Below are 15,546 nucleotides of genomic sequence, written 5' to 3' on the forward strand. Positions count from 1 at the left end.
ATTAAATTCTTTTACAAATTCCATGCCTTGACATAGGTAGCTGCTATCTTTGTAAAAATAATAAAGTTTAAACATATCAATAAATGTTTGGATTCCGCTTTCGCGAAAGCGTGTAACTCACAACATTGATCTTCTAAAATATATCACATGCAACTCAATTTACGTAGACCTATTTGTTTTTTTGATTTAGAAACCACAGGAGTTAATATTTCAAAAGATCGAATTGTTGAGATTGCTATACATAAAGTATTGCCTGATGGTACTGAGAAAACATATTCTTATAGAGTGAACCCGATGGTTCCTATTCCTGCAGCGACCACAGCAGTACATGGAATTACTGACGAGATGGTAAAAGATGAACGTACTTTTAAGGAGTTAGCTCATGAAATTCACAATATTATTAAAGATTCTGACTTAGCTGGTTTTAATTCAAACCGATTTGATATTCCCTTACTGGCAGAAGAGATGCTGCGTGCTGATGTAGATTTTGACATGGGTAATCGTAATGCTATTGATGTGCAAAACATTTTTCATAAAATGGAGCAACGCACACTTGTCGCCGCTTATAAATTTTATTGTGATAAGGATCTTACAAATGCGCATAGTGCAGAGGCTGATACTATCGCTACATATGAAGTGCTCAAAGGTCAATTAGATCGTTATCCAGACCTTGAAAACGACATGAATTCTCTTGCTGATTTTTCTACGCGTCGTAAACCGGTCGATTTTGCAGGAATGCTTGCTTTTAATGATAAAGGAGAAGAGTGTTTCAATTTTGGGAAACACAAAGGGAAGAGAATTGTCGATGTGTTAGAGAAAGAACCAGGTTATTACAGCTGGATTCAGAACGCAGACTTTCCTTTATACACTAAAAAAGTTCTTACCGCTATAAAGTTGAGAGGATTTAATAAGTAGTATTGTATAGGTTGTTTTTTTATTTTTAAACCTTTACTTATTGGTTTAAAGAGTCTTACGTTTTATAGTGTCTGGTAATAGATAATAACGGTGCTGTCGTTGAGTATTGGTATGAAATCGGTGGAGCTGCACCACAAGAAGCTATTGTGTCAGAAGCTTGGACTCATGTTGAAATCCCACTTTCTTTCTTTGAAAACACAGCTCCTAGAAGCACTGGTGGTACTGGAGGATTCTCAAAAGCAAACTTCTTTCAATGGAAGATAGATGCGTCAAGTAATTTACAGTCTGATTTTATTTATGTTGATAATATCTATTTCTCTCAACAAACACTTAGCTCTGACTCTTTTAAACTTAATGTATTCAATGCTTACCCTAATCCTGCTCAAAGTAGTTGGACTATACAGTCAGCAAATACAATTATCGATACGGTAAATATTTATGATCTTACCGGTAAATTAGTATTAACTCAAAAAGAAGGTAGTGCAACATCTATAAATCTTGATGCAACTAGCCTTTCACAAGGAATGTATATTGCAAAAATCTCTTCTGGAGATGGCGTGCAAAATATTAAATTGTCTAAAGAGTAATACTATAGCCAATTATTCTTTTCAAAAAGGTTACTTCTAGAAGTAACCTTTTTTTATGTTTAGGTTTTTGATGTTTCGCTTTCGCGAAAGCGATTTACCAATTAAATTGCATGTCTAAAGCATCTTAAACTTGAGATTACCTTACATTTATTTAATCGTACTATTTTTAACCTTTAATTTTTTAAATGGTCAAGGTGAAGCTAGTAATTGGTATTTTGGAGAAAACGCTGGATTAACTTTTAATAGCGGCATGCCTGTAGCTCTAGTTAACGGCAATTTAAATACTGCCGAAGGTTGCGCTGCTATCTCCGATTCTCAAGGTAATCTTAGATTCTATACAGATGGAAGAAGTGTTTATAATAGGGATCATCTAGTAATGCCTAATGGTTCCCAATTACAAGGTAATTCATCGAGCACTCAATCTGGTCTAATTGTGCCGCATCCTGGGAATCAAAATCTATATTATATTTTTACTCTTCAATCACTTGCTGCGCCAGGTGGCCTCAGATACAGTGTTGTAGATATGTCACTAGATAATGGATTAGGAGAAATTACTACCGATAAGAATATTTTGTTACATGATCCTACAACTGAAAAAATTACAGCGGTAAGTCATTCAAACGGTACGGATGTGTGGGTAATTGCTCATAAATATGGTTCTAATGAGTTTACTTCTTATCTAGTTGATATCAATGGTATTAATATTAACCCTATTATTAGTGCGGTAGGTAATAATGTAAATGTTCTTGCTGACACCATAGGTCAAATGAAGGCATCGCCTGATGGGACCAAGGTAGCTGTTGTTTATAATGAATCAGAGATTTTAGAACTTTTAGATTTTGACGCTACAACAGGAATGCTTAGCAATGCTTTTCAAATCAACTCATTTGGCACCAATATGGGAACAAATTCTTCTAAGATTTATGGTGTAGAGTTCAGTCCACGTAGTAGATTCTTATATATCACAGAAACTTTTGAAGGTGTTTATCAATTTGATTTGATTAATTATAATGCTGTAGATGTTGATAATTCAAAAGTGTTTTTGGGTTCTCAATCCTCAAATACCGTTACAGGATCTAATAATTCCCTTCAACTAGCGCAGGACGGTAAAATATATGTCGCACAAGACGGATATGATAGACTAGGTGTGATTAATAACCCAGACGAATTAGGATCTCTTGCAAATTATTCTTCAAATGGGGTAACCTTAAATAATAAAATATCCCGATTAGGATTGCCGCCATTTGTACAGTCCTATTTTGACATTGGCTTTATTGTAGAAAATGTTTGTGTGGGTGACGCATCACAGTTTACAGCTAATTTGTCTCAAGCATACTCTTCAATTTCTTGGGATTTTGGTGATGGTTCTACTTCTGCCATAGAGAATCCGGTCCATAGTTATACTATTGCAGGTGATTACAATGTCAGTTTAAGTGTTGTAGAGGCTGTAACAGGTCAGCTATTTATAGAAAATCGGGTGATTACAATTTATAATACACCTATAGCAAATTCAGTAAACGACTTAATACAATGCGATACGGATGCAAATGGAGTTGAGACTTTTGATCTTACTAGTCAAAATGCTAGTATACTAAATGGTCAAGGACCTAACGGGTTAAGAGTGGATTATTTTGAATCCACAGCAGATTTAATTGCAGATGTGCCCATTACTAATCCTATAAATTATACCAATACTTCATTAAATCAACTTGTAATTGCGCGTGTGAGTGTTGTAGGTAGTGAAGATTGTTTTGATACCACTACATTCCATCTTCAATTATTAGAAAGTCCTCAGTTATTGTTGCAGCCAGAATATTTTCTTTGTGATGACCAACAACTAACTGTTGATGCTGGTAGCGGATTCGATAATTATCTATGGTCCACCGGAGCAACTTCGTCAGGAATTGTTATAGATACACCAGGTTCTTATAGTGTAACGGTTTCTAGTATTCAAGGTGTAACTAGATGTGATACTAATTATGCCTTTGACGTTATTGCCACTGATGTACAGATTACCGATGTTATTGTTGAAGATTGGACGTTAAATGATAATTCTATTATCGTTGAAGTAAGTGGTGTCGGCAGTTTTGAGTACTCAATTGATGGCGTTAATTATCAAAACTCAAATGTATTTAATCAATTAGCCATTGATGAATATACAATATATGCGCGTGATGTTACTGGTTGTTCTACGGTTAGTCAAAATGTAGTTATGTTATATCATCCTAGGTATTTTACACCTAATGGTGACGGGTTTCACGACTACTGGCAGATAATAAATAGTCGTTTTGAATCTAATAATGAAATCTATATCTATGATAGATATGGTAAGCTTCTCAAGCAAATTAGTGCTGACGGGATAGGTTGGGATGGAACCTATAATGGCGTCCCATTGCCATCAAGTGATTATTGGTTTATTGTGAAACGGGAAAATGGTAAAATGTATAAAGGGCATTTCTCTTTAATTAGATAGTATTTATAATAATCATTAATTAATCGCGCTTTATGACGACCAAATTAGGAATACTAAAATATTTCCGATATTTATAGTTACTAGTACTGTGTTGTTTAGCACAGAATACCTTCATTAAGTTGTTAATCGCTAAATTGTAAGTGTATGTTCCTATTTAAATGGTTTAAAAGTTTAACGATTAGAACTCAAATGTTAGTTTTGAGTTCTTTATTTATAGTTTTTAACATCGTGGTTATTGCTATAGGTGATATTGAATATATTAGGCTGGCTAGAATACTGTCTACACTTGCGGTTTTCCTATATTTTATTGTAGCGATAGGTCATTATAGTAAATGGTTATACTTCATATACTGCTTACAGGTATTATCTAGTATAGGATTCTATTATTATGATTTTAATTTTGGAAAATATCTATTTTTAGCGGCTAGTATATTAGTCTATGGTATTATAGTTTCATGGGTATTGAAAAGTATTCAATGGGATCAAATAAAACGTTATGAATATGCTTCTTTCCTATTCATATTTTTTACGCACATCGCTTTTCATTTTTATAACGTAAATAATTTTGAAGAAATGATAAGTACAGATGTTGAGTATCTTCTATTATTACTTACAGGAATCGCTGGTATGACTACTTGTTTATTAGTAGGTTTTTCAAATGCTACGAGAAGTACCTTTAATTCTGCTTATTTGATGTATGCTACTTTTGCTTTTGTATTTGCAGATTTTGCCGCGATGGTAGCTTACTATTATGAATTATTTCCAATACGATTCTATTTTATAGAGCGAGGTAGCTATTTATTTGGACTCTATATATTAGCGCGATTCTGTTATATAGAAAATAATGAAAGCGTAACACAAAACTACCTCGATTAGAAAATTTTACCAGGATTTAATAATCCTTTAGGATCCATAGTTAACTTCAAAGCCTTCATTAAAACTATTTCTTCTGGTGTACGGCATAGATTGAGATAGTCTTTTTTATGAGTGCCGATACCATGTTCTGCGCTTACAGATCCTCCTATCGCTTTTAATCCGTCATAAATACAATGGTCAATTTTCTTTTTTAAATCGTCATTTAGATTACTCTTGCCTATCATGAAATGAATATTGCCATCGGCAACGTGGCCAAAGGCATATATCTGCTCCACACCATCTATTTGAGCAAGTGATTGATAACGATCAGCGATATAATCACCTATGAAAGGTATAGGTAAGCTAATGTCAAAGTGCTGATCGTGTTTCATAAAGTCCACGAGATTATTTACGTCCTCTCTAATTCTAAAAAACCACTCAATATCGCTAGGTGATTGAGCCATTACAGCATCTAGTATTCTATCTTGTTCAATAGCGTCTTCAAGCAATGATTGAAATTCGGCGTGATCAATTTGTGGATGACTACCTAGAGCTTCAATAAGTACGTAATAATTATAATCATAAGGTAATGGTGGTCTAACAGCATTACTAACGCTAGTCATCTGTTCATAACTATTGCGCCATATAAGTTCAAAACCACTCAGTTTTCCAGCGAGATTACTGTCCATGTATTTTAGAAATGCGACTACATTTTCATAGTTGTTAAACCCAATATAAGCAGCATTTCTACTACTAGGCGCTTCTTCTAATTTTAAAATTGCTTTTGTCACAATCCCTAAAGTACCTTCAGAACCTATAAAAAGTTGCTTCACATCATAGGCGCTGTTGTCTTTAATGATCTTTTTCATTGATGATATGATGGTCCCATCTACCATCACGGCCTCTAGGCCTAGAATCAGTTGTCTGGTCATACCATATTTAAGAACTCTCAGTCCACCTGCATTTGTAGATATAATGCCGCCTATTTGCGCGCTACCACGAGCGCCAAAGTTAAGAGGGAATAATAAGTCAGTATTTGCAGCAGCTTCATGAATATGTTCTAAAATAACTCCAGACTGTACGGTCATTGTCCTGCTTGAGCCATCAATCTCTTCAATAGAATTTAAGCGCTCTGTTGAAATGACAACCTCGTTCCCATACGTTTCTGTACTACCTACAAGATTAGTTAATCCACCGTGTACGACAACAGGTAAATTGTGCTCATAACAAATCTTCATAATACTACTTACTTCATCAGTACTAGCAGGCGTTAAAAGGCAGATAGCTTTCAATGGTTCATCCATGTGCCATATATGATGATAGCGAGATTCTAGCTCCTGACCACTTACAATTTGTGATGGATCTAGAATTTTTTCAAAAAGACTAAAGCTCATTATTCTAGTAAAGATTTAAGCATATTTAATAAATGCTTTTCCATGGAGTCATATTCACCATCAATTTTAAAAAGAGTTTTCACTTCTTTAAAAGTGTCAGTAAGTTCTTTACTAGATAAGTTGTGATGATTTACATACTCTTGTACCCTTTTAAGACTTTGGTAATCAGTATCATTGTTAAATACTTTATGAATTGTTCTAAAATCTGATTTCTCTACGTGCTCTTTTATGAAATGTAATTCTTCTGCACCTTGAGAAAGATCTGCACTTGCACAGTAAAGTAGTAAATACGTCTGAAACTCGTTTTTATTCCAGTTTAAATGATTCGTTTCCATGGCTGTAATTTAGTACTTAAAATTAAGCAATAAATAGTCATATGTAAAGTAGAATAGCAGCTAGATTAATTATTAAGTATTGATTGTCTTACTGAATACGCTTTCGCGAAAGCGTAATTAACTCATCCACAACTGCCCACGATGTGGTTTAAGCGCATCACGTACTGGTGGCATCGCAGCTTCTTCAATACCCATAAAAGCTATAAAGTGATTTTCATTGATTTTTTCTACTCCAGTGCCTAAAGAAGCAATTTTATCTCTCACGATAAACTCATCTAGATGAATAACGTGATGTTGTGCGGTGCGCTGTGCGTCTGGACCTTTAAAGTCCCAAATCAGTTTAAGTTGTCTTCCCATGGATTTACATTGTGCTTGCAAAGGTCTTAAAATCTTCCATGTGCTGGTGTGTTTGACTAGTAAAAATTTGAGGTCGCCCTTTTGCAATAATACGCATCATGCCTGTAAAAGTAAATGTAGCAGTACTGTCCCAAACCGTTACCTTTTGTGTTTGATCACCTTTTTTAATCACCTTTTCTTGAAAACGATTACTTTGCTTATTGAGGACACCGTTAGTCCTATAAGTAGCTTCCCATAAATGTGGTAAGTCGATTGCGGTTATTTCCTCAATCATTGTTATAGTAGTACCAGCAGCTTTAATTTTCATACTGCGCTTACTGCCTGATTGACCTATGTCAGGTGTAAGGTTTTTAAAACTTATTAATCCTTTTTGCCACTCTTTAAAATAATCTTGATTTTTAAAAAGCTCCATAACCTTTTCTATTGGTTGTGGTATCGTCACTTGATGGGTGCATTCAATCATAAGAATTATGTCGAGGTGATGTTGAAAAACTAACTAGATAACTGCTTTAAAATACCTAGTTAAAATAGAAGTGAAATCAATATACTAGGTTGAAAAGAGAAGCGTTTTGTATAGGGTTAAAATATGGTTATTTTTGCTAGCCTTGAAAGAGAATAAATATGATTTCTACAAAACGTTTTTTTACGATACTATTACTTTTTATAAGTTCGATAGCGGTCGCTCAAGAACTTGAAGATAAAACATTACTTACTATAGACGGTAATCCCTATGATGCTGGGACTTTTATGAGAGTTTATCTCAAAAATCTAGACATTGTACAAGATGATTCTCAAAAAGATATCGATAATTACTTAGACCTTTATATAGACTACAGGTTAAAGTTATTGCAGGCTTATGAAATGAATCTGGATCTTAAAGAGTCTTATAAAAAAGAGCTTAATAATTATAGACAAAGTCTTGCACAAGCCTACTTAACAGACACAGATGTAACAGAATCCTTGATAAGAGAAGCTTATAATCGTAAAAAAAGAGAAGTAAAGGCCAGTCACATATTAGTTAAAGTTGGGCCAGGCGATGCGCCACAGGATACATTAAAAGCGTGGAATAAAATAAACGCAATTAAAAATGAATTAGATAATGGAGCAGATTTTTCTAAACTGGCACGTACTAAAAGCGAAGGTCCGAGCGCTGGTAATGAAGGGAAATTAGGCTGGTTTAGTGTTTTTAGAATGGTTTATCCTTTTGAAAATGCTGCTTTTGACACTGAGGTAGGAAAGCATTCTGAAGTTTTCAGAACAGACTTTGGATATCATATAGTTAAGGTTTTTGAAGATAGACTAGCAAGAGGTGAGGTTACCGTTGCACACATCATGACTTTTGACGCTAGAGATGCTGAAGAAAAAACCGCCGAAAAACGTATCAATGATGTTTATAAACAGTTACAAGAAACGGGTAGATTTGAAGAACTAGCAAGAGAGTTTTCAGACGACATGAACTCTGCATCGCGTGGTGGTAAATTAGATCGTTTTGGAACAGGAGGATTAAATGCCACGACTTTTGAGGATATCGCCTTTGGTTTAAAAGAAAAAGGTGAATACTCTGCGCCTTTTAAATCAAAATTTGGATGGCATATTGTTAAGCTTATAGAAAAACATCCAGTAGGTAGTTATGAGGATCTTGCACCATCACTAAAAGAGAAAATTAGAAAATCACCTAGAGCTCGCAAGATTACAGACTCATTCAATAAAAGTCTTAGAGAAAAGTATCATGTAGAAAGATCAGAGAAGGTTCTTGAAAAATTAAATGAAGTTATTTCAGATTCTATTTTAAGTAATAGCTGGCAATATGATCCTGCTCTCAAGATGGCAGATTTGAAAATGTTTACTATTAAAGATGAAGAAATCTCCTATGCAGATTTCTACAAAGACGTTATGAGCCGTCAGAAAAAGGATTTTACAAATTATAGTAGTAAAGAAGAAAAGGTACAAAAGTTCTATTATGATTTTATCGATAAATCTATTGCAGCTTATTATGATAAAAATTTAGAAAATGAAAATAAAGACTTTGCCTTTATCTATGATGAGTATAAAGAAGGTCTATTACTTTTTGATTTACTAGAAACTAAAATTTGGAATAAGGCAAAAGAAGATTCTACAGGTCAACAGGCTTATTATGACTTACATAAAAGTAAGTATCAATGGAAACGTAGGTTAGATATTGTTTTAACACAAAATACTACAGAAGAAGTAGCTCAAGAAGTGCAGCGATTATTAAAAAACGGCACCTCTAGAGAAGAGATTAAAAAACAATTCAATATCGATGGACGTACTAAGGTAATGATGTCTAATGGGATTGTTGAAGAAACTTATAATCGTATTCCAGACAATTTTGAAGTTAAAGAAGGCGTTTCATCCATTTATTATGATGAGAAAACAGGATTCTATAAAGTAATTCTTGTAAAGGAGGTTTTAGAACCTTCTCAAAAAACACTTGATGAGGCTCGTGGTGCAGTAATTAATGATTACCAGCAACAATTAGAAAAAGATTGGATGTCATCCCTTAGAAATGGTAGAACTATTAAGGTCAATAAAAAGACCTTTAAAAAAGTCAAAAAAGCGATTGCTAAAGATGCATAAACTATTGTATTACATAGCTTTTTTATTGCTACTTAGCTCTTGTGAGTATTTTCAGCAAGCACAGCCTGTGGATGCTGTAGTTATAGCCGGTGATGCTTATCTCTCTCAAGAAGATATTGAAAATCTATTACCAGAACAATATACCAAAGAAGATAGTACCATCATAGTCTCTAGTTATATTAATAACTGGGCAACTGAGCGATTGTTAATGCAAAATGCTCGCAAAAACATTTCCCTATCGCAGCAAGAACAATTAGATAAGCTTATTGAAAAATATCGCTTTGAACTTTATTCACAAGCTTATAAGCAAGAGCTCACCAAGCAAAATTTAGATACGGTTATTAAACTTGCAGCCATAGAAAATTATTTTAAACAACATCAAAAGGATTTTAAACTTAACGAGGATTTAGTGCAATTCCGTTATATACAATTAGATCCATTGTACACAGATGTTGATATGGTCGATAAATTATTCAATAAAGGCTCGATTGATGCGTTTAAAAAGTTAGATAGTCTATGCTTGGGATTCAAAAGTCATTTTTTAAATGATAGTATCTGGGTTCAGAAAAATATTGTTTTTAATAGAGTCACTACAATCACGCCTTCAAATGAAGAGCGTTACATAAAAGATAACAAATATTGGAAATTAGAAGATAGCGTTGGCGTATATTTGGTGCGATTCAATAATGTACTGCGTCGCGGTGATAATGCACCATTATCTTACGTAAAACCTACAATAAAACAAGTGTTGCTCAATAGGCGCAAACTTAATTACATTAAAAAATTAGAAAAAGATTTATTAGATGATGCTATCAAGAGTAAGAAATTTCAAATTAAGTCATAAATACCTTCTGGTTATTTTAGGTCTCGCTTTCGCGAAAGCTTCTATTGCACAAACGGATACAATTCAAATGTCTGATGAGCAGGTAAAAGAAGAAGTACTGTTGGCTATGAGAAAAATAGACTCGGTAAAACCAGTACCTGTGGTACAAGTAAGAGAGCTTATTGATGGAGTGTCTGGTGTTGTAGGTGATTATGTTATCCTTAATTCAGATATTAAAAAACAACTTCTAGAAATTCAAGGAGATCAAGACTTAGGTGAATTGTCAGACTGTCAATTGATTGAGAGTATATTGCGTGAAAAAATGTTTGCTCATCATGCAGTACAAGATAGTATCACGGTCAGTGATCAAGAAGTAGAGGCAGAGACTGATCAACGTATTGCATATTTTAAAGGTATTCTAGGAAGTGAAGATGCCGTGTTGAAGAAATATCAAAAAAGTAGCATGCCAGAATTAAGGTCTGCATTAAATCGTATCACTAGAGATATGAAACTAGCGCAACGTATGCAACAGCGTATTACTGAAGAGGTGGAAATTACGCCAGAAGAGGTAAGAGCATTTTTCTTTAATCTACCAGAAGAAGAACGTCCATTATTTAATACTGAAGTTGAGATTGCTCAAATAGTAGTAAAACCTAAACCTAGTGATGATGCTGTTAAAGATGTGGTAGATAAACTAAACGATTACCGTACTGATGTACTTGAAAACGGAGCTAGTTTTGCAGCAAAAGCTGCATTGTTCTCTGAAGACGTAGCAACAGAGCGTCAAGGTGGTATTATTTCTTTGAAAAGAGGAGATCAATTTGTAAAAGAGTTTAAAGAAGCAGCCTTTTCATTAACCGAAGGAGAAGTAAGTGAACCATTTGAAACTGTTTTTGGTTGGCATATTTTAAAAGTAGAGAAGGTAAAGGGACAAGTAAGAGATGTACGTCATATACTATTATATCCATATATTTCTGTTGCTCAGGTTAATGAGGCAAAACAGAAACTCGATGAGATGAGAGATAGAATAATTTTAAAAGAAATTACTTTTGATCAAGCCGCACGAGAGATTAGTGATGAAAAAGAAACAGCAAAGAATGGTGGGAAATTAATTAATCCCAATACTGGTGAAGCACGATTAGATCTTACCAGACTTTCTGAAGATTTAACTAGACAGATTATTTTTCTTGAAAAAGGAGATATAAGTGGTATTATAGATGAAAAAGATCAGATAGGTCGTGAGACATTTAAAATTATTTATGTCATCAATAAGATAAAAGATCACAAAGCAGACTATGCTTTAGATTATCTTAAAATTAAAGATATTGCTTTAAGAGATAAACAAGTAAAAGCAATTAGGAAATGGCAATCAGAAAAACTCAAAGACACTTATATTAAGATTGGTGCAGAGTTTAAAGGTTGTGATTTTGAAAATGAATGGAATAAATAATAAACAGATCACATGTCAGATGTAACTGCTATCGATAATTTGGTAAAGAAACACCAAGAGCTCAAAAAAGAAATTGCAAAAATTATTATAGGACAAGATGAAGTTATAGACCAGATTCTTATTTCTATTTTTGCCGGTGGGCATGCTTTATTAGTAGGTGTTCCAGGTCTAGCAAAGACTTTAATGGTAAACACCATTTCACAAGCACTAGGTTTGCAATTTAAGCGTATACAGTTTACACCAGATTTAATGCCTAGTGACATCCTAGGTAGTGAAATACTAGATGAAAGTAGAACCTTTAAATTTATTAAAGGTCCTATATTTTCTAATATCATCCTTGCAGATGAGATTAACCGTACACCACCTAAAACTCAAGCAGCTTTACTAGAAGCCATGCAAGAAAAAACGGTTACTGTCGCAGGTCATAATTATAAATTAGACGCACCTTATTTTGTGCTAGCAACACAAAACCCTATAGAACAAGAAGGTACTTATCCATTGCCAGAGGCACAACTGGATCGATTTATGTTTGCTATTAATTTAGAATACCCTTCTTTTGAAGAAGAGGTAAATGTGGTGAAGGCAACTACTAGTAATCACAAAGCGCAAATTAATGCATTGTTCAATGCTCAAGAAATAATAGATTTTCAACAATTAGTACGTCGTATACCTGTAGCAGATAATGTTATTGAATATGCCGTGGCCTTAGTAGGTAAGACAAGACCAAAGTCGGAAGCCGCACCAGCGATTGTTAAGGAATATATTGATTGGGGTGCTGGACCAAGAGCTTCTCAGAATTTAATTCTAGCAGCAAAAACTCACGCAGCTGTAAATGGTAAGTATAGTCCAGACATAGAAGACGTGAAGGCAGTTGCTACTGGAATTCTAAGACATCGTATTATTAAAAACTACAAGGCAGAAGCCGAAGGATATACTGAAGATAGTATTATCGCAAAAATTCTTTAAGATGCGCAAATACGCTGCTAGTTTATATCTCTTTTTAATAGGAGGTATTTTAGTTGGTGCTGGTGCATTATATAGGGATATCTATCCTATTTTTAGCAATAGTTTTATGGTTTTAGGATATGCTGCTGACCTAGCTGCTGTTTATTTTATTTTTAAAGCAGTGAATAGGAAGTAGATTTCATCTTGTCTACAGTCAACCTACTGAAATAAATAATTACTAGTTTGATAATCATTATCGTTAGAATTATGAATTTGACAATTTAAACGGTTTAAATTATTAAATTCATAATTACACATCTACTTAAACATCATTATTTTGAGAACGTCTAAACTACTGTGGTAGCGCGGTTAGACTTTCATTTCACGTGTCATTTTTGTAACTTCGCAATCCTTAAAATGACTAATTAAAATAACATATATGGCTTTTGATATTGATATGATAAAAAAGGTGTATGCTGAGATGCCAGCTCGTGTAAATAAAGCACGTGAAATTACTGGTAAACCTCTTACACTAGCTGAGAAGATATTGTATTCTCACCTTTGGGATGGAACACCTGGTAAACCTTTTACTAGAGGTAAAGACTATGTAGATTTTGCACCAGATCGTATCGCATGTCAAGATGCTACGGCTCAAATGGCTTTGCTACAATTTATGCAAGCTGGTAAAACGGAAGTAGCAGTACCTACAACAGTTCACTGTGATCACTTAATCCAGGCAAAGAACGGTGCTAATGCAGATCTTCAAAATGCTTTAAATACTTCTAATGAAGTTTTTAATTTCCTTGAGTCTGTTTCAGATAAATATGGTATTGGATTTTGGAAGCCAGGAGCTGGTATTATTCATCAAGTAGTACTTGAAAATTATGCGTTCCCAGGTGGTATGATGATTGGAACTGATTCCCACACAGTAAACGCTGGTGGACTAGGAATGGTTGCAATTGGTGTAGGTGGAGCAGATGCCGTTGACGTAATGGCAGGAATGGCTTGGGAATTGAAATTCCCTAAACTTATAGGTGTTAAATTAACAGGTAAATTATCTGGTTGGACAGCTCCTAAAGATGTTATTCTTAAAGTAGCTGAGATTCTTACTGTAAAAGGTGGTACAGGTGCAATTGTAGAATACTTTGGTGAAGGTGCCGCAAACCTTTCTTGTACTGGTAAAGGAACTATTTGTAACATGGGTGCAGAGATAGGTGCAACAACATCTACCTTTGGATACGATGCTTCAATGGAGCGTTACCTGCGTGCGACAGATCGTTCTGATATAGCAGATGCTGCAAACGAAGTGAAAGATTATCTTACTGGTGATGATGAGGTATATGCTAATCCAGAACAGTATTTTGATCAAGTAATTGAAATTAATTTAGATACATTAATGCCTCACATAAATGGACCTTTTACTCCAGATCTAGCGACTGAAGTAGGTTCAATGAATGAAAAGGCAACTAAAAATGAATGGCCTCTTAAGGTAGAATGGGGACTTATAGGTTCTTGTACTAACTCTTCTTATGAAGATTTATCTCGTGCAAGTTCTATAGCTCAACAAGCTATTGATAAAGGTCTTAAGACTAAGGCAGAATTTGGAATTAATCCAGGATCTGAAAAAGTACGTTACACAACAGAGCGCGATGGTATCCTAGGGATCTTTGAAAAGTTAGATGCAAAAATCTTTACAAATGCTTGTGGACCATGTATTGGTCAGTGGGCACGTTATGAGGATCCTAAAAATGCACCTAAAAACTCCATCATTCATTCGTTTAACAGAAACTTTGCTAAACGTGCCGATGGTAACCCTAATACACATGCATTTGTAGCTTCTCCAGAAATGGTTGCTGCCATTGCTATAGCCGGTAGACTAGACTTTAATCCTATCACTGATAAATTAATCAATGAAGATGGAGAAGAAGTAATGTTAGATGAGCCTACAGGATGGGAATTACCACCTAAAGGTTTTGAAGTAAAAGATGATGGTTACTTAGCTCCACAAGAAGATGGAAGCGGTGTAGTTGTAAATGTTGCAGAAGACTCTGAAAGATTGCAATTATTAGAACCATTTACTCCTATAGGTACTAATGTAAATAATGCAAAATTATTAATAAAGGCTTTTGGTAAATGCACAACAGATCACATTTCTATGGCTGGACCATGGTTGCGTTATAGAGGTCACTTAGATAACATCTCAAATAACTGTTTAATAGGAGCGGTTAATGCTTATAATAAGCAAACTAATCTTGTTAAAAACCAGTTAGATGGTGAATATGGAGCAGTTCCTGCAACAGCTAGAGCTTATAAAGCTGCTGGAGTACCTTCTGTAGTGGTTGGAGATCATAACTATGGTGAAGGTTCTTCACGTGAACATGCAGCAATGGAGCCACGTCACTTAGGTGTTGTAGCAGTAATTGTAAAATCATTTGCTCGTATCCATGAAACAAACCTTAAAAAACAAGGTATGTTAGGACTTACGTTTGCAAATGAAGCTGACTATGATCTAATTCAAGAAGATGATACGTTCAACTTTGTTGATCTTGCTAATTTTACACCGGATGTGCCATTGACTATCGAGATCACTCACGCAGATGGTTCTAAGGATACAATCAAAGCAAATCACACTTATAACGCTGCTCAAATCGAGTGGTTCCATAAGGGAAGTGCTTTGAATAAAATTAAAGAAGATAACGCGGCATAATTAAAAGCGTTTTTTGAATTATATTTAAAATGCCTCTTGAGATTTCAAGAGGCATTTTTATATAACTTAAAACAAGTATTCAAATGATATGGTGTTGTTTTTATGAT

14 protein-coding genes are annotated in these 15,546 nt (G+C 34.5%); 10 read left to right on the forward strand and 4 right to left on the reverse strand.

The window, feature by feature from the left end:
* Positions 1-147: 147 nt before the first annotated feature.
* The 4 genes from IL45_RS01800 to IL45_RS01815 all read left to right on the forward strand — a co-directional run bounded on the left by IL45_RS01800 (position 148) and on the right by IL45_RS01815 (position 4,851).
* On the forward strand, positions 148-915 hold the full coding sequence (locus IL45_RS01800; RefSeq protein ID WP_036579544.1) for a 3'-5' exonuclease: 768 nt from the start codon (positions 148-150) through the stop codon (positions 913-915).
* Positions 916-1,061: 146 nt separating this feature from the next.
* Positions 1,062-1,502, forward strand: a complete 441-nt coding sequence (locus IL45_RS01805) for a T9SS type A sorting domain-containing protein (RefSeq protein WP_036579547.1) — start codon at positions 1,062-1,064, stop codon at positions 1,500-1,502.
* A gap of 130 nt (positions 1,503-1,632) precedes the next feature.
* Positions 1,633-3,975: a T9SS type B sorting domain-containing protein gene (locus IL45_RS01810; RefSeq protein WP_036579549.1), complete on the forward strand. Its 2,343-nt coding sequence runs from the start codon at positions 1,633-1,635 to the stop codon at positions 3,973-3,975.
* 144 nt (positions 3,976-4,119) lie between these two features.
* Positions 4,120-4,851: a hypothetical protein gene (locus tag IL45_RS01815; RefSeq protein WP_036579551.1), complete on the forward strand. Its 732-nt coding sequence runs from the start codon at positions 4,120-4,122 to the stop codon at positions 4,849-4,851.
* Here the strand turns inward: IL45_RS01815 and IL45_RS01820 are convergent.
* From IL45_RS01820 to IL45_RS01835, 4 genes are all read right to left on the reverse strand, one after another.
* Positions 4,848-6,224 carry an FAD-binding oxidoreductase gene (locus IL45_RS01820; protein WP_036579554.1) on the reverse strand — a complete coding sequence of 459 codons (1,377 nt, stop codon included), beginning with the start codon at positions 6,222-6,224 and terminating at the stop codon, positions 4,848-4,850. The genes IL45_RS01815 and IL45_RS01820 overlap by 4 nt on opposite strands.
* Positions 6,224-6,559 (reverse strand): hypothetical protein, encoded by a 336-nt coding sequence (locus tag IL45_RS01825; RefSeq protein WP_036579556.1) that lies wholly within the window; start codon positions 6,557-6,559, stop codon positions 6,224-6,226. Before IL45_RS01825 ends, IL45_RS01820 begins: the two co-directional genes overlap by 1 nt.
* Before the next feature lie 117 nt (positions 6,560-6,676).
* A complete protein-coding gene (locus IL45_RS01830; RefSeq protein WP_036579558.1) occupies positions 6,677-6,916 on the reverse strand; it encodes a hypothetical protein in 240 nt (79 codons plus the stop codon).
* Between the two features lie 4 nt (positions 6,917-6,920).
* On the reverse strand, positions 6,921-7,379 hold the full coding sequence (locus IL45_RS01835) for an SRPBCC family protein (protein WP_036579561.1): 459 nt from the start codon (positions 7,377-7,379) through the stop codon (positions 6,921-6,923).
* A 158-nt stretch (positions 7,380-7,537) separates the two neighbouring features.
* Between IL45_RS01835 and IL45_RS01840 the strand changes: the two genes are divergently transcribed.
* From IL45_RS01840 to IL45_RS01860, 6 genes are all read left to right on the forward strand, one after another.
* Positions 7,538-9,514, forward strand: coding sequence for a peptidylprolyl isomerase (locus IL45_RS01840; RefSeq protein WP_051788612.1), 1,977 nt, complete (start codon positions 7,538-7,540; stop codon positions 9,512-9,514).
* On the forward strand, positions 9,507-10,358 hold the full coding sequence (locus IL45_RS01845; protein WP_036579564.1) for a hypothetical protein: 852 nt from the start codon (positions 9,507-9,509) through the stop codon (positions 10,356-10,358). The genes IL45_RS01840 and IL45_RS01845 overlap by 8 nt, the downstream gene beginning before the upstream one ends.
* Positions 10,318-11,787 carry a peptidylprolyl isomerase gene (locus IL45_RS01850; protein WP_036579566.1) on the forward strand — a complete coding sequence of 490 codons (1,470 nt, stop codon included), beginning with the start codon at positions 10,318-10,320 and terminating at the stop codon, positions 11,785-11,787. Before IL45_RS01845 ends, IL45_RS01850 begins: the two co-directional genes overlap by 41 nt.
* A 12-nt stretch (positions 11,788-11,799) precedes the next feature.
* Positions 11,800-12,753, forward strand: a complete 954-nt coding sequence (locus IL45_RS01855) for an AAA family ATPase (protein WP_036579568.1) — start codon at positions 11,800-11,802, stop codon at positions 12,751-12,753.
* A 1-nt stretch (position 12,754) separates the two neighbouring features.
* Complete coding sequence (locus tag IL45_RS15070) at positions 12,755-12,928, forward strand: hypothetical protein (protein WP_160165379.1); 174 nt, start codon at positions 12,755-12,757, stop codon at positions 12,926-12,928.
* Between the two features lie 243 nt (positions 12,929-13,171).
* Positions 13,172-15,439, forward strand: a complete 2,268-nt coding sequence (locus tag IL45_RS01860; RefSeq protein WP_036579570.1) for an aconitate hydratase — start codon at positions 13,172-13,174, stop codon at positions 15,437-15,439.
* Positions 15,440-15,546: the final 107 nt, after the last annotated feature.

It is taken from the genome of Nonlabens ulvanivorans, from assembly GCF_000732625.1.
GTDB lineage: Bacteria > Bacteroidota > Bacteroidia > Flavobacteriales > Flavobacteriaceae > Nonlabens > Nonlabens ulvanivorans.